The following is a 25169-nucleotide window of genomic DNA, read 5'->3' as shown; positions in this document are numbered from 1 at the left end:
CGGCGACCGCCCGGCCGGCGACGTCAGGCGCGCGCGAGACCCGCGAGCGACTCCAGCAGCCCCCGGCCGCCCGGCTCCCAGCCGTACCGCTCCCGCGTGAGAGCTGCCGAGGCCGGCTGGTCGATGCCGGCGAGCGACCCGAGGAACCCGAGCTGCTCCGGCTCGACGGGCCGCACCGGGACGTCGAGCGCACGGCCGATGGCAGTGGCGGTGTCGAGCAGGGTGACGCCCTCCTCCCCCACGGCGTGCAGCACGCTGCCGCCGGGCGCGCGCTCCAGGGCGACCACGAAGGCCGCCGCCGCGTCGTCCACGTGCACGGCGGGCCAGCGCGCGGTGCCGTCACCGACGTAGCCGGACACACCGGACCGCCGGGCCATCGCGGCAAGACCGGCGGCGAACCCGCCGTTCCCGTGGTCGTCGTGGACGGTGCGCGGCAGCCCGACCAGCGAGCTGCGCACACCCTGGTCGGCGAGCGCCAGCAGCGCGCGGCCGGTCTCGGCGCGGGCCCCGAGCGAGCCGCCGACGGCCGGGAGGTCCTCCTCGGTGGCGACCCTGCCGGGGATGACGGGTGTGCCCGACGCGCAGACGAACGGGCGCCCGGTGCCGACCAGCGCCGAGGACATGGCCTCGACGGCGGCCCGGTCGGTGGCCGCGGCGCCGTCGAAGTCGGTGAAGTCGTGGACGAAGGCGAGGTGCACCACGCCGTCCGACCCGGCCGCGGCACCCCGCAGGGCGTCGAGGTCGGCGAGGTCGGCGCGCAGCACGTCGACACCGCGCCCCTCGAGCGCGGCGGCCGAGGCGTCGGAGCGGGCGAGGCCGAGCACGTCGTGCCCGGCCGCCTGGAGCAGCGGGACGACGGCGGAGCCGATGTGTCCCGAGGCACCGGTGACGAAGATCTTCATGGGGTCCTCCTGAGCGGGAGCCGCCGAGTGATGTCAGCGACTGCCGTCACCGTACTCCTCGATGTCAGCGACTGTCATCACGTATGCTGCACCGGTGGGACGCTGGGAGCCGGACTCGCGCGGGAGGCTGTTGCGCGCCGCCCTGGATCTGTTCGACACCCAGGGCTACGAGCAGACGACGACCGCCCAGATCGCGGAGGCCGCCGGGCTCACCGAGCGGACGTTCTTCCGGCACTTCACCGACAAGCGCGAGGTGCTGTTCGCCGGCGGCCCGGCGTACGAGGAGCTGCTCACGGCCGCCGTCGCCGGGGCGCCACCCGGCGCGACGCCGTGGGACGCCGCCACCGCGGCCGCCCACGCCGCCGCCGCCCGGATCCAGGAGCACCCCGACGGCGTCGTCCGGCGGCAGCGCGTGATCGCGTCCCACCCGGAGCTCCAGGAGCGGGACCTCGCCAAGAACGCCGGGCTCGCCGCCGCGGTCGTCCGGGCGCTCCGCGAGCGCGGGACGCCCGACGCGACCGCCGAGCTCGCCGCCGCGCTGGCGCTCACCGGGCTCACGGTCGCGCTGCGCGAGTGGGCGCAGGCCGGGGCCCGGGGCACGCTCACGAGCGTGCTGACGCGGACGCTGGCAGGCGCCGAGGCGATCTCCCGGCCCGCCTGACGCCGGCCGCGCGCCTCCCCTCAGGCGCCGGCCGCGCGCAACCCTCCCAGCGGGCGGTCGGTCGCCGGCTCCGCGGGACCCGACGCGCTGCGCGGCGGGGCGCCGAGCCGGGACGCCATGTGCCCGCCCAGGTAGCCGGAGGCACCCAGCACCCCGCCCGCCCCGAGCGCGACCGCGACGCCCAGCCCGCGGTGCCCGCGCCGCCGCAGCAGCCACGAGCCGCCGTACAGGCCGAGGGCGACGGTGTTCAGCGCGGCGTGCACGGCCCCCACGCGCTGGGTGCGCCGGCCCGAGACCGCCCAGTCCGCGAGCCCGGTGACCGACGCCGGCACGGCCGACAGGATCCCGAGACCCAGCAGCGTGTCCGCCGCGCGGTGCGAGTCGTCCCCGCCGGCCAGGTCGAGCACGCTCGCGCTGACCCAGAACCCGATCGGCGCGTCCGTCGCGATCGGGTGGGCCGCGTGGCCGAGGGGCTTGCCGTGCAGCAGCCGCGCGACCCCCGGGGCGGCGCGCAGCGCGGACTGCACGGCCGGGCGCACCCGGTCGACCGCGGCGTCCAGGCCGGCGGCACGCTCGAGGCGGCGCACCGCGCGCAGGGCGGGGCTCTCGTCGGAGGACATCGGGGCTCCCGGGTGGTCGGCGGCAGGGGCGTCGCCGTCGAGCATCACCCGCCCCGGCCGCCCCCGCACGGCGAGCGGCGCCCGACCGGGCCGGGATGCGCCCGGCGGGGTGCCGGGTGATGCTGGCCGGGCTGAACCAGCGTCGAGACCAGGCGCGCCGCCACTGCACGCGGCCCCGACGACGCCGGCCCGGTGTCGAGCCGGGCCGCGCGAAGGAGTCCGCCATGACCGCACCCACCCCTGCCGGCACCGCGGTGACGTCCGAGCGCCAGCCGCACCAGTGGCTCGCCCTGGTGATCGGGATCGTCTACCTGGTCGTGGGCCTCGCCGGGTTCCTCGTCACCGGGTTCGACGGCTTCACCGAGCACGACCACTCGCAGACGCTCGTCGGGTTCGCCATCAACCCGCTGCACAACGTCGTGCACATCGTCATCGGCCTGGCCGGCATCGCCCTGTGGTCCACCGCGTCCCGCGCCCGGACGTACGGCTGGCTGCTGTTCGTCGGCTACGGCGCGACGTTCGTCTACGGGCTGGTCGTGGCGAACAACCCCGACGCCAACATCCTCAACATCAACGGCGCCGACAACGGGCTGCACGTCGTCTCGGCGCTCGCCGGCCTGGCGATCGCCCTGTGGCCGCGTCGCGACCGCACCGCCCGGTCGGCCCGCGCCTGACCGCGGACCGCACGACCCCCGGGGCCGGCCGGCACCGGACCACGGGGACCGCGCCGGTGGCCGACGCCGCCGGCGCGGTCCTCGCCGTCGCGGTCCGGGCCGTGGGGGTGCTGCGCCGGTCGCCCCGGCCGCTGCACCCGCGGGGCGTGGTGCACCGCGGCGTCCTGCTGCTCGACGACGCGGGCGCGCCGGGCGCCCGGGAGCTCGGTGCGCCGGCCGTGGTCCCGGCGCTCGTGCGGGTGTCCCGCTCGGCCGGCCTGCCGGCACCGCTGCCCGACGTCGGGGGCCTCGCGGTGCGGTGGTGGCGGGACGGCCGCGAGCAGGACCTGCTGCTGTCCTCGACGGGCCTGGGGCGCCTCGGCCGGTTCGCGCTGGTGCCGCGCCTGCGCCCGTCCCGCGGTCCGTTCTCGACGATCATGCCGTTCGTCGACGAGGACGGGCGCGGCGTGGTGCTCGCCGCGGTCCCGGTGCCGGGCGCGCCGCGCGACGGGGTCGACCTGCTGCTGCTGTCCGCGCGGCCCGGCGGGGCCTGGCGACGGTGCGGGCGGCTGACCTGCCCGCCGGCGGCGGACGACGGCGACGACGACGCGCTGCGATTCGACCCGGTGCGCCATGCGCCGATGACGGTGCCGGGCTGGGCCGCCCGGGTGCGCCGGCGGTCGTACCGGGTCGCGCGGGAGCGGGGCACCGCCGCCCCGCCGCCTCAGCGCGCGGCGTCCCCCGCGCCGTAGCGCAGGCCGTCGACCACGAGGTCCAGCAGGCCCCGCACACGGTCGGCCCACCGGTCGGAGTCGGGGACGTTCCACACGCAGCCCATGGCGAGCATCACCTGCTCGCCGTCGACGTCCCCGCGGACGGAGCCGTCCGCCCGTCCCGCGTCGAGCAGCACGTCGATGGCCGCGATGATGCGGGTCCTGGTCTCGGCGAACAGCGACGAGTCCGACCCGACGGCGGTGCGCAGCGCGGCGCCCATCCCCCGCTTGGTCGCGGCGTAGCGCACGAACCGCGCCATCCACTCCCGCAGGGCGTCGGCGGCGGGGCGGACCTGCCCGAGCAGCGCGGGTGCGGCGTCGCACAGCGCCGTGACCTCCTGGCGGTACGCGGCTTCGACCAGCGCGCCGCGCTCCGGGAAGTGGCGGTACAGGGTGCCGATCCCGACGCCCGCGCGCTGGGCGATCGCCTCGAGCGGCGTGTCCGGGTCCTCCGCGAGGGCCTCGGCCGCCACCGCGAGCAGCCGGGCGCGGTTGCGTGCGGCGTCGGCGCGCAGCGGCTTGGCGGCGGGTGCGGTGGTCACGACGATTCCCTTCTTGCGATCCGGAGGGCCCTCCGGTTAGAGTTCTGGACGAAACGAGAGTCTCCTCCGTTTCGTTCCCAGGGTACGCCGCCCCCGCCGATCCGTCGACGCCGCGCGACCCCCTCCCGGCCCCGCGGCAGCTGCCGCCCCGGACCCCACACGACCGCCCCGCTCGATGGAGGCACCCCATGGCCAGCACCTTCCGCGGACTCACCTTCGACGCCTACGACGCGCACGCCGTCGCCCTGTTCTGGGCCGCCGCGCTCGGCCGGGACGTCGCACCCGGCGCCAGCCCCGAGCGCGCCGAGGTGCTCCCCGACGCCGGCGCCCCCCGGCTCGCCTTCGAGCGCGTGCAGCCCGGCGGCGTCGTCCGCAACACCCTGCACCTCGACCTGGTCACCACCGACCTCGAGCGCGAGTCGGAGCGCCTCGTGCGCCTCGGCGCCCGCCGGGTCGGAGCGGTCGGCGGGACCGCGCGGTGGGTCAGCCTGACGGACCCGGAGGGCAACGCGTTCGACCTCGTGCCGGCCGCCTGACCCCGGGCGCCGGACCCGGCGCGGAGCGCGGACGGGACGGGCACGGAACCCGGACGGCACCGGCCGGGCACCGGCTCACCTGCCGCTGGGCAGCGCTTCCGGATGCGGGACCGGGCCGGGCGTGCGACGGTCATCCCCGACCGCACCACGTCACCTGGAGGTGTCCGATGGGATTCTTCGCATTCCTGCTGCTCGGCCTGATCGCCGGTGCGATCGCCAAGGCGATCCTCCCGGGCCGCCAGGCCGGAGGGTGGTTCGTGACGCTGCTGCTCGGTGTCGTCGGGGCCCTGCTGGGCGGCTGGCTCGGCAGCGTGCTGTTCGACGCACCGCTCGAGGACTTCTGGTCCCTGCAGACGTGGCTCCTCGCGATCGGCGGCTCGATCGTCGTGCTGCTGATCTACGGCGCCCTGACCGGACGCCGCGGCGCCCGCGTCTGAGCGTCCGCCCCCACGGGGGCACCGACCCGGTCCGGCGGTGGTGGGAGACCACCGTCGGACCGTGCCGGGCCCGGGCCGGACGGTGGGACACCGCACGGCACCACGCCCGGCACGACGAGGGCTCGCACATCCGCACCAGCGGCTGCGCGAGCCCTCGTCGCCGTCACGGGAGGCTCAGGCCTGCGGCGCGAGCGTGAAGCCGGGGCTGCCGGCCGCGGACGGGTCCGCGTCGAGCGTGAGGTCCGCCAGAGCGGTCGCCGTCTCCGGCGGGACGAAGACGGTGGCACCGTCGGACGCGATGACCTCGTCCCCGGGCACGGCCTCCGGGACGAGGGCCAGCTCGAACGAACCGAGCTGCTGCTGCGACTCGGCGATCCGCAGACCACCCGAGTCGGGAAGCCCGGCACGCGTGGTCAGGTCACGGACGGCGGTGCTGGCGTTGTCGGTCAAGGTGAGCACGGGGGCTCCTCTCGTTGCCGGTGGCGGCCGGGACACCAGGGGCGGACCGGCCATCGGACCCTTCCACCGTCGGCAGGATCCCGGGAGGCTGCAACCCGGCGTCCGCTGGGCAAGACCGCGGGTGTCCGCTGCGCGGAGCCCGGTGGACAGCACCGCGGTTCGCAGGGACGCTACGCGCCCGCGCACCCGACCCCGCGTGCGCGCCCACCGCCCTGCATGCCCGCTCACACCCCCGCCCGCGCGGCCAGTCCGCATGCGCGCTCACCCGACCCGCATGCGCGCCGAGAGTCCAGGACTCGCCCGGCTTCCCGGCCGCGCGCCGGCGTGTCCTGGACTCTCGGCGACGGCTCGCGAGGCCGCGGAGGGCGTCAGCGCGGGTCGCGCGGGGCGCTACGGACCGACCGCCGGGTCGGAGGCTGGGCGACGCCCTCACCGGCCGACCGGTCCTGGTCGGCCGATCCGGGTGCGTCCTCCCCGACCGCCGGCAGCACCATCGTGCCCGGCCCCGCCGGGTCGATGAGCTGGGTCTCGTCCGTCCGCGGCACGCGGACCTCCGTGCCCGACTCCCGGGCGTCCGCCTGGGCCGCCGCATCCCTGCCCGCCTCCGAACGGGGGGCCGACGCGGGCAGGGGCTCAGGCCGGGCGGAGCCGTCCACGGCCGCGCCGGTCAGCGCGCCCGACCCCGTCGGAGCCTCCGAACGGAGGGGCGTCTCGTCGCGCGCGACCGCACCGGTCGGAGCGCCCTGCCCCGTCGGAGCCTCCGAACGGACAGACTCCACGGCCTCCGGGACCGCGCCCGCCGGCGCCTGCGGCGCGCGGTCGTCCGACTCGTCCGACTCGTCCGACCCGTCCGGCACGTCCCCGGCCGGCGGGGCCGCGGCGGGCACCGCCGCCGTCCCGGGCGCCGCGACGACGCCCACGGTCCTGCCGCCGGACGTCCGCCCCGCGGGCGCCTCCTCCTGCGCGCGCGCCTCGGCCGCGTGCTCCTCGCGCTCGGCGATGACGTCCTCGCCCGGGCCGGCGAACGACCGCGAGCGCTCCAGCGCCTCGACGCTCCCGGTGAACAGGCGGGCGTCCTGCTGACCGCCCTCGACGGCCGGGGCGACCGGCCGCGGGGGTTCCGGGCGTGCCGACCCGCCGACGGCCGGCTCGGCGCCGCGGGTCGTCTCGATGCGCGTGCGCGGCAGCCCCTGCGGCGCGGCCTGCTGCAGGTACGCGACCAGCCCCTCGCGCAGGTAGCAGCGCAGGTCGAACAGCGTCGGCGCGTCGACGGCGCTCGCGAGCGCGCGCAGCCGCACCACCCCGTTGACGGCGTCCGTGACCTGCAGGATGCCGACGCGGTGGTCCCACAGGTCGGTCGCCGCGAGCAGGCGGTTGAGCTCGCCGCGCAGGTCGTCGACGGGGACCTGCCAGTCGACGTCCATCTCGACCGTCCCGAGCAGCTCCGCGGCGCGACGGGTCCAGTTCTGGAAGGGGGTCTGCGTGAAGTAGGTCGAGGGCAGGATCAGCCGGCGGTCGTCCCAGACGTGCACGACGACGTAGGTCAGCGTGATCTCCTCGATGCGGCCCCACTCGTCCTCGACGATGACGACGTCGTCCACCCGGATCGCGTCGGTGAACGCGAGCTGCAGGCCGGCGAACACGTTCGCGAGGCTGCTCTGGGCCGCGAGGCCAGCGACGATCGACAGCACGCCGGCGGACGCCAGCAGGCTCGCCCCGAACGCGGACACCCCCGGGAACGTCAGCAGCACGGCCGCGGTGGCGACGACGACGAGCACGGCGACCGTGATGCGGCGCAGCACCTGGATCTGCGTGCGGACGCGGCGGGCGTGCCGGTTGTCCTTCACGTCGACCCGGTAGCGGGACAGGGCGGCGTCCTCGACGACGAACGCGAGCGTGCCCACCAGCCAGGTGACGGCGACGATCAGCGCGATGAGCAGGACGTGGCCCGCGGCCCGCATCCAGCCGGAGGACTGCCACGTGTCCGCCGGCACCGAGATGCGCAGGGCGATCCAGACGGCGATCACGACGAGCACGGCCCGCAGGGCGTGCTTCGACCGCCGGGACAGGTCGGCGGCGATGACGGACTTCTTGGCGACCGACCGCACCAGGGCGCCGATGACGACGGCCACCAGCAGGGCGGCGACGACGGCACCGGCGACGGACAGCACCGGGACGAGGACGTCCCGGGCGGTCTCGGCGGTCTCGGACTCGACGGCTGCAGGGATCACGGCGCCCATCCGACCACGCGGCGCCCGGACCCCTCCACCGCAGCGGGCGGCCCTCGCGGACCCTGCGCACGACCTGCACACGCCCGGCGGCCCCGCGGCGGGCGCACCGGTGCGGCCGGCCTGGACGTGCGGACCGCGTCGCCGCACGTCAGCATGGGATCCCCGCCCGGTGGACGCCCCGGAGGCCGCCCGTGCCGACCAGCCGCAACCCGCGCGTGTGCGTGCTCGCACCCACGCCGATCCTCACCGTCACGCTCGAGAACGGCTCGGACGACGTGACGCCGGAGATCCACGTCCACCCGGGCGGCCAGGGCCTCTGGGTGGCGCGGATGGCGTACTCGCTGGGCGCGGACGTGGTCGTCTGCGGACCCTTCGGCGGGGAGGCCGGCACCGTGCTCGGCCACCTGGCGGAGGTCGAGAACCTGCGGGTGCGGCGCGTGTCGTACGCCGGCGGCAACGGCGCGTACCTGCACGACCGCCGCGGCGGTGAGCGCACCGAGCTGGCGTTCATGCCACCGGCCCGCCTGGACCGCCACGAGCTCGACGACCTGTACGGCACCGTCCTGGTGGAGGCGCTGGACGCGGACGTGTGCGTCGTCACCGGCGCGTACCCGACGCCGCTGCTGCCGCCGTCGTTCTTCGGCCGCCTGGTCGGGGACTTGCGGGCCGCCGGGGTGCGGACCGTCGCGGACCTGTCCGGCAAGGCCGCCGTCGCCGCCGCGGAGGCCGGTGCCGACGTGCTGAAGATGTCGCACGAGGAGCTCGTGGACGCGGGGCTGGCCGCGGACGACTCCGTGGCGTCGCTGCGCGCGGGCGCCCGGCGGCTGCTGCGCGACGTGCCGGCGCCCCCGGGCGGGCAGGGCGCGGACGCGGTGCCGGCCGGGCAGGTCGGCGCGATGCTGGTGTCGCGCGCCGCGGAGCCGGCGCTGCTGGTGACGGCGGAGGGCGTCGCGGAGATCGTGCCCCCGTCGGTCACGACCGTGGACCACCGCGGCGCCGGCGACTCGATGACGGCCGGCACGGCCGTCGGGGTCGGGCGCGGGCTGCGGCTCACCGAGGCCGCCCGGCTCGGCGCGGCGGCGGGGGCCCTGAACGTGACGCGGCGCGGGCTGGGGACGGGCCACCGGGAGCAGATCGAGCGGTTCGCGGAGCAGATCACGGTCCGCGAGATCGACTGAGGAGGGAGCGGCGATGCGGGTGCTGGTGACGAACGACGACGGGATCGAGTCCCCGGGCCTGGCGGTGCTCGCCCGGGTCGCGCTGGACGCCGGGGCGGACGAGGTCGTGGTCGCCGCGCCCGCGCGGGACTCCAGCGGGGCGAGCGCCGCCCTGCTGGGCGCCGAGCGGGACGGCCGCCTGGTGGTGGACCGGCTGGACGCGCCCGGGCTGCCGGGCGGGGTCGCGTCCTTCGCGGTGCGCGCGGCCCCGGGGATGATCGCGTTCGTCGCGGCGCACGGCGGCTTCGGCCCGAAGCCCGACCTGGTGCTGTCCGGCGTCAACCGCGGCGCGAACACCGGGCACGCCGTGCTGCACTCCGGGACGGTGGGGGCGGCCCTGTCCGCCGCGACGCACGGCATCCGCGGGATGGCCGTCTCCCTCGCGGACGCCCGCCCGCAGCACTGGGGCACCGCGGGGCTCTACGCCCGCCACGTGCTGGAGTGGATGCGGGACCGCCCGCACCTGCCGGACCGCGTGGTGAACCTCAACGTCCCGGACCGGCCCGCGGGCGAGGTCCGCGGCCTGCGCCGCGCCCCGCTGGCGGCCTTCGGCGCCGTCCAGGCGCGCGTGCACGAGGTGGAGCACGGCAACCTCATGCTGACGTTCTCCGAGCACCAGGCCTCGCGGGAGCAGGACACCGACGCCGGGCTGCTGCTGCGCGGCTGGGCCACCGTGACGCTGCTGCACGCCCCGGCGTTCGACGCGGAGGCGGACCTGCCCGAGTCCCCCGTCCCGCTGCCGGGCGACGCCGACGCCGTCAGCCCGTGAGCGCCACCGCGATCAGCAGCATCGTCACGAGGAACCCGACCACCAGGTTGAGCCACAGGAACACCCGCCACCCGGCGTTCGCCCGCTCGCAGTCCTCGTCCCGCACGGACCAGAACCGCGCGGCGTTCGCGGCGTAGGGCAGGGGCAGCAGGGCGGCGAGCCAGCCCGGCCACGGCAGCGCGACCAGCACGACCGCCGCCAGGAGGTACGCCGCCGTCGCCCCGACGACCGTCGCGTGCGCCCCGAGCACGGTGGCGACGGACCCGATGCCGCCCTCCCGGTCCGCCCGCACGTCCTGCACCGCGCCGAACGCGTGCGACGCCATGCCCCACAGCACGAACGCGACCAGGACGGGCCACACCGAGCGCGACCCGAGGTCGGCGCCCACCAGCACCAGCGCGTACAGCAGCGGCCCGACGAAGTGCATCGCGGAGGTCGCCGAGTCCAGCACCGGGCGCTCCTTGAACCGCAGCACGGGAGCGGAGTAGGCGACGACCAGGAACACGACGACCAGCAGGGTCACGGCGGCCGCCGCGGACCCGACGGCCAGCAGCCAGACCAGGAACGGCAGCACCGACAGCCCGGACGCCCACAGGATCCGGCGGTGCACGGCCCGGGCCGCCGCCGGGTCGACCAGCGCGCCCTCGATGCCGCCCTTGCGCGGGTTGCGCAGGTCGGAGGCGTAGTCGAACACGTCGTTCACGCCGTACATCAGCAGGTTGTACGGCACGAGGAAGAACAGCGTGCCGACGACGAACGTCGCGTCGACGCGACCCCCCGTCGCCAGCAGGTAGCCGGTGGCGAACGGGTAGGCGGTGTTGACCCACGAGAACGGCCGCGAGGCCGCGAGAACCTGCCTCACACGCCCTCCCCCGGCGTCGCGGCCGGCCCGGCACCGGCGGCCGACCGCCGCGCCTCCCGGCCCGCGAGCACGGTCCACAGCACCGGCATCGCGAGCGCCGCCGCGATCGCGTACGCGAAGTCCTCCAGCGGCGCGCCCCACAGGTAGACGCCGAGGATCTTGTCCTCGTCGAAGACGTACAGGTCGGCCGCGATCATCACGGTGTCGAACACCATGGTCAGCAGGCACAGGTGCAGGGCCGTCCAGACCAGCGGGCCCGGGCGCACCCGCCGCAGCACCCGCCAGGACGCCACCACGAGCGCCAGCAGCACGAGGACGTTGAGCACGATGTTGGTCACCGCCCCGCCTCCTCGCCCCGGAACCGCTCCCGCAGCGCGGACTGCCGGTCGAACCACCGCCACCCCAGGAGGGCGACGTAGCAGAGCAGCGTGAGGAACACGGCCTCCTCGACGGGCAGGTCCGGGGCGAGCAGCAGCCCGGTCATGTGCGGGCTCTCACCCCGGGAGAAGATGCCGAGCAGCAGCCCGGCCACGTCCCACAGCAGGAACCCCGCCACGCCGATCGCGAGGCACAGCGCGGTGCGGCGCGGGTGCGACCAGAACGCGAGTCGGAACCTGCGGTCGATCATCGCGAGCCCGCCGAGCGAGAGCAGCAGCGCGCCGAGGTAGGCGAACCCGGTGAGGGCGGTCACCACGCCCCCGCCGGCTCGCAGCCGTCGGGCTCCGTCGCCGGACCGGCCGCGAGCACCGGCGCCCACGCCCCGCGCGGGCGCGCAGCGGCGAGGAAGCCCCGGCGCAGCGGCGCGGGCAGCGGGCGCGGCGAGGTCTCGCCGAGCAGGCGCTTGGCGACCAGCTCGGCGCTGATCAGGCACATCGGCAGCCCCACGCCGGGCACGGTACCGCCCCCGACGTGCAGCAGGTTGGGGACCCGCGGGGAGCGGTCCCCGGGGCGGAACATCGCGCTCTGACCCAGGGTGTGCTCCATGCCGAGGGCGGTCCCGCGCCAGGCCGAGAAGTCGCGCGCGAAGTCCGCGGGCCCGACGACCCGACGCGTCACGACCCGCTCGCGCAGGCCGGGGATGCCGGCCCAGCGCGCGACCTGGTCGAGGAACCGGTCCGCGTGGGCGTCGAGCTCCGCCTGCCCGTCCGGGCCCGCGCCGATCGACGGGTCCGCCGGGAACGGCACCAGCACGAAGAGGTTCTCGTGCCCGGGCGGGGCGGCACCGGGGTCGGTCGCCGTGGTCCGCGACACGTACAGCGACGCCGTGTCCGGGACGTGGAGCCGGCCCACCGGCACCGGCCGCACCGTCGGCCCGAGGATGGCGTCGAAGTTCCCGGGCCAGTCGCGCGTGAAGAACAGCGAGTGGTGCGCGAGCTCCGGGAGCTCGCCCCGGACGCCGGCCATCACCAGCAGGGCGGAGATCCCCGGCGCGCGGTCCTGCCACCAGGACTCCGGCAGCGTGCGGTGCTCGGGCGGCAGCAGCGCCGTCTCGGTGTGGAACAGGTCCGCCCCGGACACGACGACGTCGGCGGGCACGAGCTCCCCGTCCGCGAGCCGGACGCCGCGCGCCGTGCCCGTGCGGCGGGGGTGCCGGACGCTGCGCGCCGCCGGGTCGACCTCGACCCCGACGACCTCGGCGCCGGTGCGGATGGTGACGCCCTGCGCGACAGCGAGCCGCTCGATGGCCTCGATCACGGTGTACATGCCGCCGCGCGGGTACTGCACGCCGTCCACGAGGTCGAGGTGGCTCATGAGGGAGTACAGCGCCGGCACGCGGTAGGGCGACGAGCCGAGGAACACCGCGTGGTAGCCGAGCACCTGCCGCAGCACCGGGTGGTCCGTGGTGCGCGCGACCTTCTGCGCCAGCGACTGGGTCAGCAGCGACGCGAGCGTCCCGGCCCGGCGCGCGACGTCCGCGGTCACGGCACGGTCCGGCCGCTCGAACGTCGTGTAGAGGAAGTGGTCCAGCGCGGTGCGGTACGCCTCGGTCGACTGCTCGGTGTACCGGCGCAGGGCCTCGCCGGCCCCGGGCTCGAGCCGCTCGAACGTGGCCCAGTTCCGCTCGGGGTCCGCGGTGACCTCGAACGGCTCGGACGGCGCGTCCGGGCCGAGCGCCGGGTCGGGCTCGGGGAACAGCCGGTACGCCGGGTCCAGCCGGACCAGGTCGACGTGGTCCTCGACGCGCTCGCCGAGCAGGGCGAAGAAGTGCGCGAACACCTCGGGCATGAAGTACCACGACGGGCCGGTGTCGAACCGGAAGCCGTCGAGCTCCCGCGTGCCCGTGCGCCCGCCGACCCGGTCGTGCCGCTCGAGCAGCGTCACCTGCGCGCCGCCCCGGGCGAGCAGGGCCGCGGTGGCCAGGCCGCCGATCCCGCCGCCGACCACGACCACCCGACCCGTCACGCCGCACCTCCGTCGTCCGTCGCGGCGGGCGCGGGTGCGCCGGCCGCCGTCCTGCTGGCCGCGGCGCCGCCGGCCGCGCCGCCCCGGCGGGGCACCGCGTCCGCCGCCTGCTCCGCGAGCGTCCGCACCAGCACCGCGACCTTGCGCGGCGTGCTCACGCGCACCCGCGACGCCAGCACCTGCTCCGGCGGGGTCGCGGCGAGCTCCGCCAGCAGCCGGTCGTACAGCGCGAGCGTCGCGGCGACCGCCGCACGGGCCCGGCGGGGCAGCCGCGGCAGCGCCGCGCGGGCGCGCGCCAGGTCGTCGCCGATCTCCGCGAGGATCTCCGCGAGCTGCGCGTCGGTGGGGCCCGTCGCCGGCACACCCGGGAAGTAGCACCGGCCGAGCTCCCCCGCGTCGGCGCCGAGGTCGCGCAGGAAGTTGATCTTCTGGAACGCCGCGCCCAGCGCCCGGGCGCCGTCCACGGTCGCGGCGTCGGGGCGGCGGACGGGCTCGCCGGGACGACGGTCGGCGTTGAGGAACACCTGCAGGCACATGAGCCCGACCACCTCGGCGGAGCCGTACACGTACCGCTCGTAGGAGGCGCGGTCGTGCACCCGCACGGTCAGGTCGGCGCGCATCGACGCGAAGAACGGGTCGACCTCGGCGTGCCCGATGCCGACGCGGCGCGCGGTGCGGGCGAAGGCGTGCACGACGAGGTTCGTCGACCACCCGGACCCCAGCGCCCGGCCGGTCTGCGCCTCCAGCTCGTCCAGCAGGGCCGCGGCGTCCGCGCCGCCGCGGGTGTCGACGACCTCGTCGGCGATCCGCACCAGCGCGTAGACCGCCTCGATGTCGTGCCGGGCGCGCGGGCCGAGCAGCCGCGTGCCCAGGCCGAACGACGTCGAGTACCCGGCGAGCACCGCGCGGCTGGCCCGGGCGGCGGTGCGGTCGTACAGCGCGGCCGACGCCGCCCGGACCCCGGTGCCCGGCGTCGCGGTCACGGGGTCGTCCCCGCCACGACCGCCACGAGCGAGCCGAGGTACGCGGCGAGCCCGGCCGGCAGCCCCTCGTCGGCGGTCGTGCGGGCCGTCCGCAGGGCGTCGGCGCGGACGAGGCGCGACTCGTCCAGCGCGCCCGAGCGCACCATGACCTCGCGGACGCGGTCGGCCTCGGCCTCGGTGAGGTCGTGCCGCCCGACGGCCGCGTCGAGCACCGCCCGCCCGGGGGCGTCCGCCCGGAGGTAGGCCAGGCGCAGCAGCTCCGTGCGCTTGCCCTCGCGCAGGTCGGAGAGCGTCGACTTGCCCGTGACCGCCGGGTCGCCGAAGACGCCGAGCTCGTCGTCGAGGAGCTGGAACGCGATCCCGAAGGCGGTGCCGAACCGGTCGAGCACGCCGAGCACGCCGTCGTCCGCGCCCGCGAGCAGCGCCCCGGCCGCGAGCGGCGTGCAGCAGGAGTACACAGCGGTCTTCAGCTCGGCGACCCGCAGCGCGTCCACCGCGGTCGGGCCGTGCAGGCTGCCGGTGACGTCGAGGAGCTCCCCGGCCACGGTGGTGTCGACCGCGCGCGCGAGGTCCTGCACGACGCGCAGGCGCACCTCGGCGGGCACGGGGGCGCCGGCGACCAGCTCGAACGCGGCGGCCAGCGCGAGGTCGCCGCCGAGCAGGCCGGCGGCGAGCACCGGCGCCTCCGCGGCCGGACCAGTCACGCCGTTCGCGGCGAGCCGCCGCCGCGCGCTGCCGGTCACGTTGGGCCGGCCGCGACGGGTGTCGTCGTGGTCCAGCACGTCGTCGTGCACGAGCATCGCGGTGTGCAGCATCTCCTGCGCCGCCGCGACCGGCGCCGCGCCGGCCAGGTCGGTGCCGCCGAGGCCCAGGTACGCGGCGAGCGTGAGCCGGGGGCGCATGAGCCGCCCGCCGATCTGGTCGCCCACGGCGCGCCAGAGGGCGGCGTGCTCGGGCGCCAGCTCGCGGGCGCGGGCCCGGCGCCGCGCGACCTCGTCGACCAGCAGCAGCCGCACCTCGGCCAGGCCCTGCTCGACGCGGGCGGCGAGGTCGTCCGTTCCCGCCTCCACGGGCAGGACCAGGTGCGCCGCCGGGGCGTCCGGGGCCAGGCCGACGCGCGCGGGCGCGTGCGTGCCGTCGGCCGTGCTGCGTGTCCTGCGCACGCGTCCTCCCCTGGGCTCGAGCGAGGTGCTCAGCATACTGAGCATCTCCCTCCGCACCACCGGTGGTGAGCGCCTTCACGAGCACTCTGCCGCATCGGCGGGCTCTCCACGAGCCACTCCGGCCGCCCGGTCGCCGGGGAGGGCGTCGGCAGCCGCCGGCAACGCCCGGCAAACGCACAGGAACCACCGGATCCGAGCAGAAAGCACCACCGGCGCGCTAGGCTGCGGTCCATGTGGATGGTCACCGGAGGCGCGGGGTACATCGGGTCGCACGTGGTGCGGGCGTTCGGTCAGGTGGGCATCCCCGCCGTGGTGCTGGACGACCTCTCGTCCGGGCACCGCCGGTTCGTCCCCGGGGACGTGCCGTTCGTCGAGGGGTCCGTGCTCGACACCGCCCTCGTGACCGACGCGCTGCGCACGCACGGGGTCACCGGCGTCGTGCACCTCGCGGGCTTCAAGTACGCCGGGGTGTCCGTCCAGCGGCCGCTGCACACCTACGAGCAGAACGTCACGGGCACGGCGCACCTGCTCGAGGCGATGGCCGCCGCGGACGTCCGGCGCATCGTGTTCTCCTCCAGCGCGGCCGTCTACGGCACCCCGGACGTCGACCTCGTCACCGAGGAGACCCCGACCGCCCCCGAGTCCCCGTACGGCGAGTCGAAGCTCATCGGCGAGTGGCTGCTGCGCGACCAGGCGCGCGCCACGGGGCTCCGCCACACGTCTCTGCGGTACTTCAACGTCGTGGGCTCCGGCAGCCCGGAGCTCTCCGACACGAGCCCGCACAACCTGTTCCCGCTGGTGCTCGACGCCCTCGCGGCCGGCCGCACGCCCCGCATCAACGGCGACGACTACCCGACGCCGGACGGGACGTGCGTGCGCGACTACGTCCACGTCGCGGACCTCGCCGTCTCGCACGTGGCGGCCGCCCGCGCCCTGGCGGAGGACCGGCCGCTCCAGGCGGTCTACAACCTCGGTTCCGGGGACGGCGTCTCCGTGCGCGAGATCATGACCGCCATGGCCCAGGGCACGGGCATCGCGTTCGAGCCCGAGGTCGCGCCGCGCCGGCCGGGCGACCCCGCCCGGATCGTGGCGTCCGGCGAGGCCGCGGCGCGCGACCTCGACTGGGTCATGCGGCACACGCTCACGGAGATGGTCGCCAGCGCGTGGGAGGCCCGCCAGGCCCAGCCCTGACACCGCCGGGCACGGACCGCGCGGGCCGGGACCTGCACGCGGGCCGGGGCCGGGGACCGGCACGCAGGGCCCCGGTCAGCGCCCGAGCCGGGACAGCGCCTCGGCCATGACGTCCTCCGAGCCGGCGTAGATCCCCCGCTCGCGCGGCCAGTGCACGACGACGTCGGAGAACCCCAGCGCCGTCGCGCGCTCGACGCCCTCCACCAGCACCTCCGGCGACTCCAGCGAGTACACCGGTGCCCCGTCGAGGCTGAGGTACAGGTCGGGCACCCGCCCGCCCGGGGCCTCCCGCGCGGCGACCTCCCGGACCTGGTCCACCATCCCGGCCAGCCCGGACCACCACGCCTCCTGCGCGGCGGACACCGGGCCCGTCACGTCCTCCGGCGCGAACGACGGGCCGTAGGTCGCCCAGCCCTGGCCGAACCGCGCCGCGAGCGCCATCGTGCGCGGGCCGTTCGCGGCGACGACGAACGGCGTGCGCGGCCGCGCGATCGTGCCCGGGTGCATCCGGGCCCCGTGGGCGGCGTAGAACGTGCCCTCGTGCTCCGTCTCCGGGTGGGTCAGCAGCCGGTCCAGCAGCTCGACGAACTCCTCGAACCGGCGGGTGCGCTCGCCGCGCGTCGGCGCCGGCCCGAGCACGCCCGCGTCGAACCCCTCGCCTCCGGCCCCGAGCCCGAGCAGGAACCGCCCGCCCGCGACGTCGTCGAGGCCCATGACGTCCTTCGCGAACGGCACGGGGTGCCGGAAGTTCGGCGACGCGACCCACGTGCCGAGCCGGATCCGCTCGGTGACGGCGGCCGCCGCCGCGAGCAGGGGCACCGTCGCGAACCACGGCTCGTCCGCGAGCGACCGCCACGCCAGGTGGTCGTAGGTCCAGGCGTGGTCGAACCCGTACTCCTCGGCGCGGCGCCAGGTGTGCCGGGCCTGCGCCCAGCGCTGCTGCGGGAGGATCACGACGCCGAGGCGCGTGCGGGCGGGGCTGGCTCCGGTCATCCCGGCAGCGTAGCCAGGGCCCCCGACACCCCCCGGGGGCACCTCGTCAGCCCCAGCCGAGCTCGTGCAGCCGCCGGTCGTCGATCCCGAAGTGGTGCGCCACCTCGTGCACCACGGTGACGGCGACCTCCTCGACGACCTCGTCCCGGTCCGCGCACAGCGCGAGCGTCGGGTTCCGGTAGATCGTGATGCGGTCCGGCAGCGACCCCGCCGCCCAGAACTCCCCGCGCTCCGTCAGCGGCACGCCCTCGTACAGCCCGAGCAGCTCGGGGTCGTCCGCCGGCGGGTCGTCCTCGACCAGCACGACGACGTTGTCCATCCGGGCCGCCAGCTCCGGCGGGATCAGGTCCAGGCCGTCCCGGACGGCGTCCTCGAAGTCCTCCCGCGACATGTCCACCACGGGGCCCATCCTGGCCGACTTTGGCGTTCGGCGTTCCTACCCGTATGATCGTCACCGGTCTGAAGACGCCTCGACGTCAGGGGCGCAAGCCCCCATCGTCTAGCGGCCCAGGACCCCGCCCTTTCACGGCGGTAGCACGGGTTCGAATCCCGTTGGGGGTACGAGCCGGTGCATGTGGAAGAATAGGTCTCACTACGAGGCCCCGTAGCGCAGTTGGTTAGCGCGCCGCCCTGTCACGGCGGAGGTCGCGGGTTCAAGTCCCGTCGGGGTCGCTCGACAGCGCCGGTCCACCAGGGCCGGCGTCGTCGTCCCGAGGCTCTGTAGCTCAGTTGGTAGAGCGTTCGACTGAAAATCGAAAGGTCACCGGATCGACGCCGGTCGGAGCCACCACCCTCGAAGCCCCGTTCGCCGCACAGCGGACGGGGCTTCGTCGTGCCGCCGCCCTGCTTCACCCGCCGCGGGGCGAGACGACGCCCGGTCCGGACGAGCATCATGCTGCTCGGACGGAGGGGCGATGGCGCACCACGAGGACCTGCCGCGGCTGGCGGCGCTCGACGAGGGGACGCTCTCCCGCGCCCGCACCGTGGCCGTGCACTCCCCCGGGGCGGCGGGCGACGGCGACCTGGTGTGGACCCTCACGGTGCACGACGACGCGGGCCGTCCGCTGGCCCGGGAACGGCTCACGGCGCCCGACTGGCCCACCCCGCTGGACCACGTCGTCGCACCGCACCTCGACGTCGCCGGGCTCCGCGTGGTCGGCGTGTGGCGCACGGACCTCGGCGACGACGACCTGCCGCGGCACACCGCGGGCGTGGCGCCGGGCTGACACCCGCCCGCGCCGCCCGCGCCGTCATCGCCGGCCGGAGCCGCGCGCTACAGCGCGTCGAACTCCGTCACGCGGGTGCGCCAGTACTCCGCGCCGTCCCGGGTGCGCGTCACGAGGCCGGCCTCCACGAGCTCGCGGCGCAGCCCGACGGGGTCGCGCCCCACCTCGGCGAGCCGGGCGGTGAGCTCGCGCTCGGCGACCGGCTCGTCGATCTCGGGCAGGACGCCGTGCGCCAGGCGGCGCAGCACCAGGTCCCGGTCGGCACGGCGCCGCGGGAGCTGCTCGAGCCGGCCGCGCACCAGGAACCGGTCCGCCCGCGCGACGGGGTCGGGCTCCGCGCGGGGCACCGCCGCGGGCCCCGGGGGCTGCACCGAGGGGACGTCCACCCCCGCAGGATAGGCACCGGCGGCCGGGTGGACCTGAGACGGATCGTGCCGTTCCCCGGGCACGCCGGGCCCGACCTGGCCTAGCGTGGCGGCATGGCAGGGGGGCCGCGACGCATGTCCATCGTCCGGGTCGTCGCGCTGCTGGTCGCGTACGTGCTCGTGGCCGGGGCGGGCGGCCTGCTGACCGCCGCCCTCGTGCTGCCCACCGTCGCGGTCGCGGACGGGACGACCGACCTCGCGGTCGAGGCGTTCGAGGACCTGCCGACGGAGCTCGAGCGCCCGCCGCTCTCGCAGCGCTCCACGCTGCACGCCGCGGACGGCACGCAGCTCGCCGTCTTCTGGGCGGAGAACCGCGAGGTCGTCCCGCTCGACGCGATCTCCGAGCCGATGGGCGACGCCGTCGTCGCGACGGAGGACAAGCGGTTCTACCGCCACGGCGGCATCGACCCCGAGGGCATGATGCGCGCGTTCGTGCGGAACCTCCAGCACCCGCAGCGCACCGAGGGCGCGTCCACGCTCACGCAGCAGTACATCAAGAACGTCCTCGTCGAGCGGGCGGTGCGCCAGGGCGACCTCGCCGCCGCCGACGCCGCCCGGGAGGCGAGCGGCGCCGAGGGGTACGCCCGCAAGCTCCGGGAGGCGAAGCTCGCGATCGCGCTCGAGAAGGAGCTGACCAAGGACCAGATCCTCGAGGCGTACCTCAACATCGCCCAGTTCGGGGTCAACACCTACGGGGTGCAGGCCGCCGCGGAGCGGTACTTCTCCAAGCCGGCCTCGGAGCTCACGTACCTGGAGGCGGCCACCATCGCGGGCATCACGCAGAGCCCCACGGCGACCGACCCGCTCCGCAACCCGCGCGCCGCCCGGGACCGCCGGGACGTCGTGCTGCGGCTGATGCGGCAGCAGGGGTACATCAGCCGGGCGGAGTACACCGAGGGCGCCGCCACCACCCTGCGGAGCACCCTGCGCGTCACCGACCCCGTCGTCGGCTGCATGGCGGCCGGCGCCGCGGTGCCCGGCTCCGGGTTCTTCTGCGACTACGTCACCAAGCTCATCCGCGACGACCCGGCGTTCGGCGAGACCGAGGCCGAGCGCATCGACCTGCTGTACCGCGGCGGGCTCACCATCACCACGACGCTCGACCCGCGTGAGCAGGCGATCGCGGACGAGCAGGTGCGTGCCGGCGTGCCCGTCGACGACCCGTCGGGGGTCGCCACGGCCCTCGTGACGGTCGAGCCCGGCACCGGGCGGATCACGTCGATGGCGCAGAACCGCGTCTACAACAACACCGAGGAGCACGGCGACCGCGAGACCGCCGTCAACTACTCCACGGACTTCCGCTACGGCGGCGGCAGCGGGTTCCCGCCGGGCTCGACGTTCAAGCCCTTCACCCTCGCGCAGTGGCTGAAGCAGGGGCACAGCCTGTCCGAGACGGTGAACGCGACCCGGTTCTCCTACCGGTTCAGCGAGTTCTCCGCGCCGTGCACCGTGCTGGAGCCCAGCACCGAGTACCGGTTCGGCAACGCCGAGGGCTCCGGCGGCGTGATGTCGGTGCTCGACGCCACCCGGAACTCGGTGAACTCCGGGTACATCGCGATGGCCTCGCAGCTGGACCTCTGCGGGATCATGGACACGGCGACCTCGCTCGGCATCCACAAGGCCGGCGGGCGATCGGGCGACGGACCGTTCGACCCGCTGCCGGCGAACGTGCTCGGCAGCCAGTCCGTCGCCCCGCTCTCGATGGCCACCGCCTTCGCCGGCTTCGCCACCGGCGGCACGACCTGCACGCCCGTCGCGATCACCTCGGTGGTCGACTCCCGCGGCGAGGAGCTGCCGGTGCCGGAGTCCACCTGCACGCCCGCGCTCGAGCCGCGGATCGCGAACGCCGTCAACCACGCGCTGCAGAACGTCTGGAGCGGCACGGCGAACACCCCCGCGCCCCCCTTCCCGGCCGCGGGCAAGACGGGCACGACGTCCCACAACGAGCACACCTGGTTCGTCGGCTACACGCCCCTGCGGGCCACGGCCGTCTGGGTGGGGCACGCCGAGGGGACCGTCCCGATGCAGGACGTCGTCATCAACGGCCGCTACATCCGCAACGTGTACGGGTCGTCCGTCGCGGTGCCGATCTGGATGGGGTTCATGACCCGGACGCTCGAGGGCGTGGCGGTGCCGGGCTTCGCGCCCGCGGGGCAGGACGAGGTGCTGGGCCGGCAGGTGCCGGTCCCCTGGGTGGTCGGCCGGGACGAGGCGGGCGCGCGCGAGGCGCTGACGGCCGCCGGGTTCGGGGTCGTCACGGGCCCGCCGGTGCCGTCCGACGTGCCGGCGGGGCGCGTGGCGCAGCAGAGCCGGTCGGGGACGGCGACGGCCGGGTCGACCGTGACGCTGTCGCTCTCCGCGGGTCCGGCGGCGGGACCGCCGGCCACGCCGGGAACCGGGCAGCCGGCACCCCCGGGGCCCTGACGCCGCCGGTCGGGTCACCGGCAGCGCGGTCGGCGCCCGCTCGGGATGCCTCTCGGGGCGCAGACGCCCGCGCGGGGCGCCGCCGATCGGGCCGCGCCCGCCCGGGACGCGCGCCGGGGCTCAGGCCGTGGCGGCCAGGACCGCGGGCTCGTCGGCGAGCACGACCAGCAGGTCGTCGCCGGTCTCGTCGTCCACGACGACCACCGCCCGGCCGCCGCAGACGCACAGGAGCTCGACGCCGTCCGCGTCGTCGAACCAGGTGCACACGTGCCGTCCGCTCATGCACACGACGGTACGCACGACCACCGACACGGCCGGGCTGCGACCCCCGCGTGTCGCGATCTGCCGCACGGTTGCGCGGATCCGCCGGCTCCGCTCAGGACGCGGGGCCTGCGGCCGATGGGACCAGGAGCACCCCGGGGGAAGGAGCACGACCGCATGGGCGTGGACGGCATCGCGGCGATCGGCCAGCGCATCGCGGCCATCCAGGCGACCCTCGGCTCGTTCGCCCCGGCGACGACCGGCACCACCACGGCGTCGAGCACGGGGACCGACTTCGCGCGCGCCCTCGAGCTCGCCGTGGCGGGCACCGGCGGCACGGTCGCCGGCACGGTCGCCGGCGCGGGCGCGGCGTCCGGGACGTCCGGCACGCTCACGGCCGACGGCGTGCCCGCGGAGCTCGCGGCGTACGGCAACGGCCGCATCCCGGAGGCCGCGCTCGCCCCGGTCGACGGCACCGGGCACCGGCTGTGGGCCCCCGCGGCGGACTCCCTCGAGCGGCTGCGCGCCGACGCCGCGCGCGCGGGCGTGAGCATCGGCATCACCGACTCCTACCGGTCGTACGAGGCGCAGGTGGACGTCGCGGCGCGCAAGGGCCTGTACTCGCAGGGCGGCCTGGCGGCGGTCCCGGGCACGAGCGACCACGGCTGGGGCATGGCGGTCGACCTGGACCTGGACGACGCGGCCCAGTCGTGGATGCGGGCGAACGCGGGCCGCTACGGGTTCGTCGAGGACACCCCGCGCGAGCCCTGGCACTGGGCGTACCAGGCCTGACCCGGACGCGTCAGCGGTCGTCCCGCCGGACGGCGCGGGCGCCGAGGTCCCACGGCTGGAACTCCCGCTCGCGCTCGGGTCGCACCCGCGGGGCGGGCTCGGTGCGGACGCGCGGCGCGTCCTCGGCGGGCGTGCCCTCGCCGAGCAGCACGTCCTCGAGCGGCCGGTAGCGGAACTCCGCCTGGCGCCGGTACCGCTCGATCCACAGCGTCATGAGGTCGAACACCTCGGTCTCCAGGTGCACCCAGCGGCGCTGCGCCTCGCGGCGCCGGCTGACGAGCCCGGCGTCCTCGAGCACGCGCAGGTGCTTCGACACCGCCTGGGTGGTGACGTCGTACGGGGCGGCGAGCTCGCCCACGGTCGCGTCGCCGGACGCCAGCCGGGCGACGACGTCGCGGCGCAGCGGGTCGGCGAGCGCCGCGAACACCTGGGACAGCCGGTCGTCGCCGGGCACGGGGTCCTCCTCCGACGGCCGGTGCGGGTCGTCCGTGAGGCTGCCACGCGCGCCGACCGGTGGTCAACCACGCGGTTGAGGACGAGCCGCCTGCGTGCATCGCGGGACCTTCGTCCCGATCGGCGGAATAGATCCGCCACCCACCCGGTTGCAGCGCCATGTACATGCAAACGCATCGAGTTTGAGGAGCGCGAGATGCAGTTCGGAGTCTTCACGGTCAGCGACATCACGCCTGACCCCACGACCGGGCGGACGCCCGACGACACCGAGCGTGTCCGCTCGATCCTCGCGATCGCGGAGCACGCGGAGGAGGTCGGCCTCGACGTCTTCGCGACCGGCGAGCACCACAACCCGCCGTTCGTCGCGTCGTCCCCCACCACCATGCTCGGCTACCTGGCCGCCCGGACGAAGCGCATCGTGCTGTCCACCGCGACCACGCTGATCACCACGAACGACCCGGTCCGCCTGGCCGAGGAGTACGCGATGCTCCAGGTCATCTCCGACGGCCGGATGGACCTCATGATGGGCCGCGGCAACACCGGCCCCGTCTACCCGTGGTTCGGCCAGGACATCCGCCAGGGCATCCCGCTGGCCATCGAGAACTACGCCCTGCTGCGCCGCCTCTGGGAGGAGGACGTCGTGGACTGGGAGGGCAAGTTCCGCACCCCGCTGCAGGGCTTCACCTCGACCCCCCGCCCGCTGGACGGCGTCCCGCCGTTCGTGTGGCACGGCTCGATCCGCAGCCCCGAGATCGCCGAGCAGGCCGCCTACTACGGCGACGGGTTCTTCCACAACAACATCTTCTGGCCGATGAGCCACACCAAGCAGATGGTCCAGTTCTACCGGCAGCGGTTCGAGCACTACGGCCACGGCCGGGCGGACCAGGCGATCGTGGGCCTCGGCGGCCAGGTGTTCATGCGGAAGAACTCGCAGGACGCCGTGGACGAGTTCCGGCCGTACTTCGACAACGCGCCGGTGTACGGGCACGGGCCGTCCCTCGAGGACTTCTCCGCCCAGACCCCGCTCACCGTGGGCTCGCCGCAGCAGGTCATCGACCGCTACGCCGCCATGCGGCACGAGGTCGGCGCCTACCAGCGCCAGCTGTTCCTCATCGACCACGCGGGCCTGCCGCTCAAGACGGTGTTCGAGCAGCTCGACATCCTGGGCGGCGAGGTCGTGCCGGTGCTCCGCAAGGAGATGGAGTCCGACCGGCCCGCGCACGTGCCGTCCGACCCGCCGAGCCACGCCGAGCGCGTCGCCGCCGCCCGCGCGGCCGGCGAGGTGCACGCCCAGCCCGTCGCGGCCGCCGACCACTGGACCGGGAAGACCGCCGAGGACGACACCGCCGCCGCGGACGCGGTGACGGCTCGCCCCGGCGCCGCCTTCGGCCTCTGATCCCGCATCCCGGACAGCCGGGAACACCCCCGCCGGGCGGGAGGTTCGGACCGGTGGACGCGCCCCGCGCGTCCCCGCACCGCCCTCCTGCCCGGCACCCGCACCGCCGTCACGGCACCAAGGAGCCACCCCCATGACCCAGCGCACGATCGTCGCGCTGTCGGCCGGTCTCGGCCGGCCGTCGTCCACCCGCCTGCTCGCCGACCGGCTCGCCGAGGCGACCGCGACCGAGCTCGCCGACCGCGGCGACCTCGCGGAGGTCCGCGTCGTCGAGCTGCGCGACCACGCCCACGAGATCGTCGACGCGATGCTCACCGGCTTCCCGCCGCCCGCGCTCGCGGAGGTCATCGAGGCCGTCACCGGCGCGGACGCGGTCATCGCCGTCACGCCGCTGTTCACCACCACGTACTCCGGCCTGTTCAAGTCGTTCGTCGACGTGCTCGACAAGGACGCGCTGGTCGGGATGCCGGTGCTGCTCGGCGCGACCGGCGGCACCGCCCGGCACTCGCTGGCGCTCGAGTACTCGGTACGCCCGCTGTTCACCTACCTGCGGGCCGACGTCGCGACCACGTCGGTGTTCGCCGCGACCGACGACTGGGCGTCGGGCGCCACCGCCGGCGAGCCCAACCCGCTGCCGGCGCGCATCCGCCGCGCGGGCGCCGAGCTCGCCGCCACGGTCGCCGCCCGCGGGACGCGCGGGCCGCAGGACCCGTTCGCCGGCGCGCCGAGCTTCGCGGACCTGCTCGGAGGCTGACCCGGGCGGCGCCGCACGGCCCCCGGCCCGGCCGGGCGGTCGT

The 25169-nt window shown here is 76.2% G+C and carries 29 protein-coding genes and 3 tRNA genes; 16 read left to right on the top strand and 16 right to left on the bottom strand.

The genetic code is table 11. The features are described from left to right. Positions 1-23: 23 nt before the first annotated feature. The gene (locus P9841_RS14640) at positions 24-902 is read right to left on the bottom strand and encodes an NAD-dependent epimerase/dehydratase family protein (RefSeq protein WP_283319373.1); all 879 of its coding nucleotides are present in this window, start codon (positions 900-902) and stop codon (positions 24-26) included. Between the two features lie 61 nt (positions 903-963). Between P9841_RS14640 and P9841_RS14635 the strand changes: the two genes are divergently transcribed. Beyond that, complete coding sequence (locus P9841_RS14635; protein WP_283319372.1) at positions 964-1563, top strand: TetR/AcrR family transcriptional regulator; 600 nt, start codon at positions 964-966, stop codon at positions 1561-1563. Between the two features lie 20 nt (positions 1564-1583). Here the strand turns inward: P9841_RS14635 and P9841_RS14630 are convergent, their stop codons facing one another. Further along, positions 1584-2183 (bottom strand): DUF2231 domain-containing protein, encoded by a 600-nt coding sequence (locus P9841_RS14630; protein WP_283319371.1) that lies wholly within the window; start codon positions 2181-2183, stop codon positions 1584-1586. 224 nt (positions 2184-2407) lie between these two features. Between P9841_RS14630 and P9841_RS14625 the strand changes: the two genes are divergently transcribed. After that, complete coding sequence (locus P9841_RS14625; RefSeq protein WP_283319370.1) at positions 2408-2857, top strand: DUF4383 domain-containing protein; 450 nt, start codon at positions 2408-2410, stop codon at positions 2855-2857. Between the two features lie 56 nt (positions 2858-2913). After that, on the top strand, positions 2914-3588 hold the full coding sequence (locus P9841_RS14620; RefSeq protein WP_283319369.1) for a hypothetical protein: 675 nt from the start codon (positions 2914-2916) through the stop codon (positions 3586-3588). Here the strand turns inward: P9841_RS14620 and P9841_RS14615 are convergent. Beyond that, positions 3561-4151, bottom strand: a complete 591-nt coding sequence (locus P9841_RS14615; protein WP_283319368.1) for a TetR/AcrR family transcriptional regulator — start codon at positions 4149-4151, stop codon at positions 3561-3563. The two genes, P9841_RS14620 and P9841_RS14615, sit on opposite strands and share 28 nt — an antisense overlap. 188 nt (positions 4152-4339) lie before the next feature. On the opposite strand from P9841_RS14615, the gene P9841_RS14610 reads away from it, so the two are divergent. Beyond that, positions 4340-4687, top strand: a complete 348-nt coding sequence (locus tag P9841_RS14610; protein ID WP_283319367.1) for a VOC family protein — start codon at positions 4340-4342, stop codon at positions 4685-4687. 167 nt (positions 4688-4854) lie between these two features. Then, positions 4855-5124: a GlsB/YeaQ/YmgE family stress response membrane protein gene (locus P9841_RS14605; protein WP_283319366.1), complete on the top strand. Its 270-nt coding sequence runs from the start codon at positions 4855-4857 to the stop codon at positions 5122-5124. Positions 5125-5298: 174 nt separating this feature from the next. On the opposite strand, the gene P9841_RS14600 is transcribed toward P9841_RS14605, so the two are convergent. Both P9841_RS14600 and P9841_RS14595 read right to left on the bottom strand, forming a co-directional pair. Next, the gene (locus tag P9841_RS14600; RefSeq protein WP_222170375.1) at positions 5299-5583 is read right to left on the bottom strand and encodes an adhesin; all 285 of its coding nucleotides are present in this window, start codon (positions 5581-5583) and stop codon (positions 5299-5301) included. A 368-nt stretch (positions 5584-5951) separates the two neighbouring features. Next, on the bottom strand, positions 5952-7814 hold the full coding sequence (locus P9841_RS14595; protein ID WP_283319365.1) for a mechanosensitive ion channel domain-containing protein: 1863 nt from the start codon (positions 7812-7814) through the stop codon (positions 5952-5954). 191 nt (positions 7815-8005) lie between these two features. On the opposite strand from P9841_RS14595, the gene P9841_RS14590 reads away from it, so the two are divergent. Together P9841_RS14590 and surE are read left to right on the top strand one after the other, a co-directional pair. Then, the gene (locus P9841_RS14590; protein WP_283319364.1) at positions 8006-8992 is read left to right on the top strand and encodes a PfkB family carbohydrate kinase; all 987 of its coding nucleotides are present in this window, start codon (positions 8006-8008) and stop codon (positions 8990-8992) included. A 13-nt stretch (positions 8993-9005) separates the two neighbouring features. After that, a complete protein-coding gene (surE, locus tag P9841_RS14585) occupies positions 9006-9800 on the top strand; it encodes a 5'/3'-nucleotidase SurE (RefSeq protein ID WP_283319363.1) in 795 nt (264 codons plus the stop codon). On the opposite strand, the gene P9841_RS14580 is transcribed toward surE, so the two are convergent. The 6 genes from P9841_RS14580 to P9841_RS14555 are packed head-to-tail and all read right to left on the bottom strand — an operon-like array spanning position 9790 to position 15211. Then, positions 9790-10662 carry a prenyltransferase gene (locus P9841_RS14580; protein WP_283319362.1) on the bottom strand — a complete coding sequence of 291 codons (873 nt, stop codon included), beginning with the start codon at positions 10660-10662 and terminating at the stop codon, positions 9790-9792. The genes surE and P9841_RS14580 overlap by 11 nt on opposite strands. Then, complete coding sequence (locus P9841_RS14575; protein WP_283319361.1) at positions 10659-11000, bottom strand: lycopene cyclase domain-containing protein; 342 nt, start codon at positions 10998-11000, stop codon at positions 10659-10661. The genes P9841_RS14580 and P9841_RS14575 overlap by 4 nt, the downstream gene beginning before the upstream one ends. Further along, positions 10997-11353 carry a lycopene cyclase domain-containing protein gene (locus P9841_RS14570; RefSeq protein ID WP_283319360.1) on the bottom strand — a complete coding sequence of 119 codons (357 nt, stop codon included), beginning with the start codon at positions 11351-11353 and terminating at the stop codon, positions 10997-10999. The genes P9841_RS14575 and P9841_RS14570 overlap by 4 nt, the downstream gene beginning before the upstream one ends. Next, entirely contained in the window at positions 11350-13065 is a 1716-nt protein-coding gene (crtI, locus tag P9841_RS14565; RefSeq protein ID WP_283319359.1) for a phytoene desaturase family protein, read from the bottom strand. Before crtI ends, P9841_RS14570 begins: the two co-directional genes overlap by 4 nt. Beyond that, entirely contained in the window at positions 13062-14048 is a 987-nt protein-coding gene (locus P9841_RS14560) for a phytoene/squalene synthase family protein (RefSeq protein ID WP_283319358.1), read from the bottom strand. Before P9841_RS14560 ends, crtI begins: the two co-directional genes overlap by 4 nt. Then, entirely contained in the window at positions 14045-15211 is a 1167-nt protein-coding gene (locus P9841_RS14555; RefSeq protein WP_283319357.1) for a polyprenyl synthetase family protein, read from the bottom strand. Before P9841_RS14555 ends, P9841_RS14560 begins: the two co-directional genes overlap by 4 nt. 231 nt (positions 15212-15442) lie before the next feature. Between P9841_RS14555 and galE the strand changes: the two genes are divergently transcribed. Beyond that, entirely contained in the window at positions 15443-16402 is a 960-nt protein-coding gene (galE, locus tag P9841_RS14550; protein WP_283319356.1) for a UDP-glucose 4-epimerase GalE, read from the top strand. 75 nt (positions 16403-16477) lie between these two features. On the opposite strand, the gene P9841_RS14545 is transcribed toward galE, so the two are convergent. Continuing rightward, positions 16478-17395, bottom strand: a complete 918-nt coding sequence (locus P9841_RS14545; RefSeq protein ID WP_283319355.1) for an LLM class flavin-dependent oxidoreductase — start codon at positions 17393-17395, stop codon at positions 16478-16480. Positions 17396-17441: 46 nt separating this feature from the next. After that, positions 17442-17804 carry a metallopeptidase family protein gene (locus P9841_RS14540; RefSeq protein WP_283319354.1) on the bottom strand — a complete coding sequence of 121 codons (363 nt, stop codon included), beginning with the start codon at positions 17802-17804 and terminating at the stop codon, positions 17442-17444. Between the two features lie 79 nt (positions 17805-17883). Here P9841_RS14540 and P9841_RS14535 point away from each other — a divergent pair. The 4 genes from P9841_RS14535 (at position 17884) to P9841_RS14520 (ending at position 18621) form a co-directional block, all read left to right on the top strand. Beyond that, positions 17884-17956 (top strand) — tRNA-Glu (locus P9841_RS14535). Between the two features lie 37 nt (positions 17957-17993). Beyond that, a tRNA-Asp gene (locus P9841_RS14530) sits at positions 17994-18067 on the top strand. Between the two features lie 42 nt (positions 18068-18109). Further along, a tRNA-Phe gene (locus P9841_RS14525) sits at positions 18110-18185 on the top strand. A 124-nt stretch (positions 18186-18309) separates the two neighbouring features. After that, positions 18310-18621: a hypothetical protein gene (locus tag P9841_RS14520; RefSeq protein ID WP_283319353.1), complete on the top strand. Its 312-nt coding sequence runs from the start codon at positions 18310-18312 to the stop codon at positions 18619-18621. Between the two features lie 47 nt (positions 18622-18668). Here the strand turns inward: P9841_RS14520 and P9841_RS14515 are convergent, their stop codons facing one another. After that, positions 18669-19007, bottom strand: coding sequence for a DUF2087 domain-containing protein (locus P9841_RS14515; RefSeq protein WP_283319352.1), 339 nt, complete (start codon positions 19005-19007; stop codon positions 18669-18671). 93 nt (positions 19008-19100) lie between these two features. Between P9841_RS14515 and P9841_RS14510 the strand changes: the two genes are divergently transcribed. Continuing rightward, positions 19101-21470, top strand: coding sequence for a transglycosylase domain-containing protein (locus tag P9841_RS14510; RefSeq protein ID WP_283319351.1), 2370 nt, complete (start codon positions 19101-19103; stop codon positions 21468-21470). A 120-nt stretch (positions 21471-21590) separates the two neighbouring features. Here P9841_RS14510 and P9841_RS14505 read toward each other — a convergent pair whose 3' ends face one another. Continuing rightward, positions 21591-21752: a hypothetical protein gene (locus P9841_RS14505; protein ID WP_283319350.1), complete on the bottom strand. Its 162-nt coding sequence runs from the start codon at positions 21750-21752 to the stop codon at positions 21591-21593. Between the two features lie 156 nt (positions 21753-21908). On the opposite strand from P9841_RS14505, the gene P9841_RS14500 reads away from it, so the two are divergent. Continuing rightward, the gene (locus P9841_RS14500) at positions 21909-22523 is read left to right on the top strand and encodes a M15 family metallopeptidase (protein WP_283319349.1); all 615 of its coding nucleotides are present in this window, start codon (positions 21909-21911) and stop codon (positions 22521-22523) included. A 10-nt stretch (positions 22524-22533) separates the two neighbouring features. On the opposite strand, the gene P9841_RS14495 is transcribed toward P9841_RS14500, so the two are convergent. Next, complete coding sequence (locus P9841_RS14495) at positions 22534-22977, bottom strand: ArsR/SmtB family transcription factor (protein WP_283319348.1); 444 nt, start codon at positions 22975-22977, stop codon at positions 22534-22536. A gap of 195 nt (positions 22978-23172) precedes the next feature. Here P9841_RS14495 and P9841_RS14490 point away from each other — a divergent pair, with 195 nt between their 5' ends. Continuing rightward, positions 23173-24372, top strand: a complete 1200-nt coding sequence (locus P9841_RS14490) for an LLM class flavin-dependent oxidoreductase (RefSeq protein ID WP_283319347.1) — start codon at positions 23173-23175, stop codon at positions 24370-24372. A 133-nt stretch (positions 24373-24505) separates the two neighbouring features. Continuing rightward, positions 24506-25126: an FMN reductase gene (locus P9841_RS14485; protein WP_283319346.1), complete on the top strand. Its 621-nt coding sequence runs from the start codon at positions 24506-24508 to the stop codon at positions 25124-25126. Positions 25127-25169 lie beyond the last annotated feature (43 nt).

Source organism: Cellulomonas sp. ES6, assembly GCF_030053835.1.
Classification (GTDB): Bacteria; Actinomycetota; Actinomycetes; order Actinomycetales; family Cellulomonadaceae; genus Cellulomonas.
The sequence above is the reverse complement of the archived record's forward strand: the minus strand, read 5'-3'. Positions and strand labels throughout refer to the sequence as shown.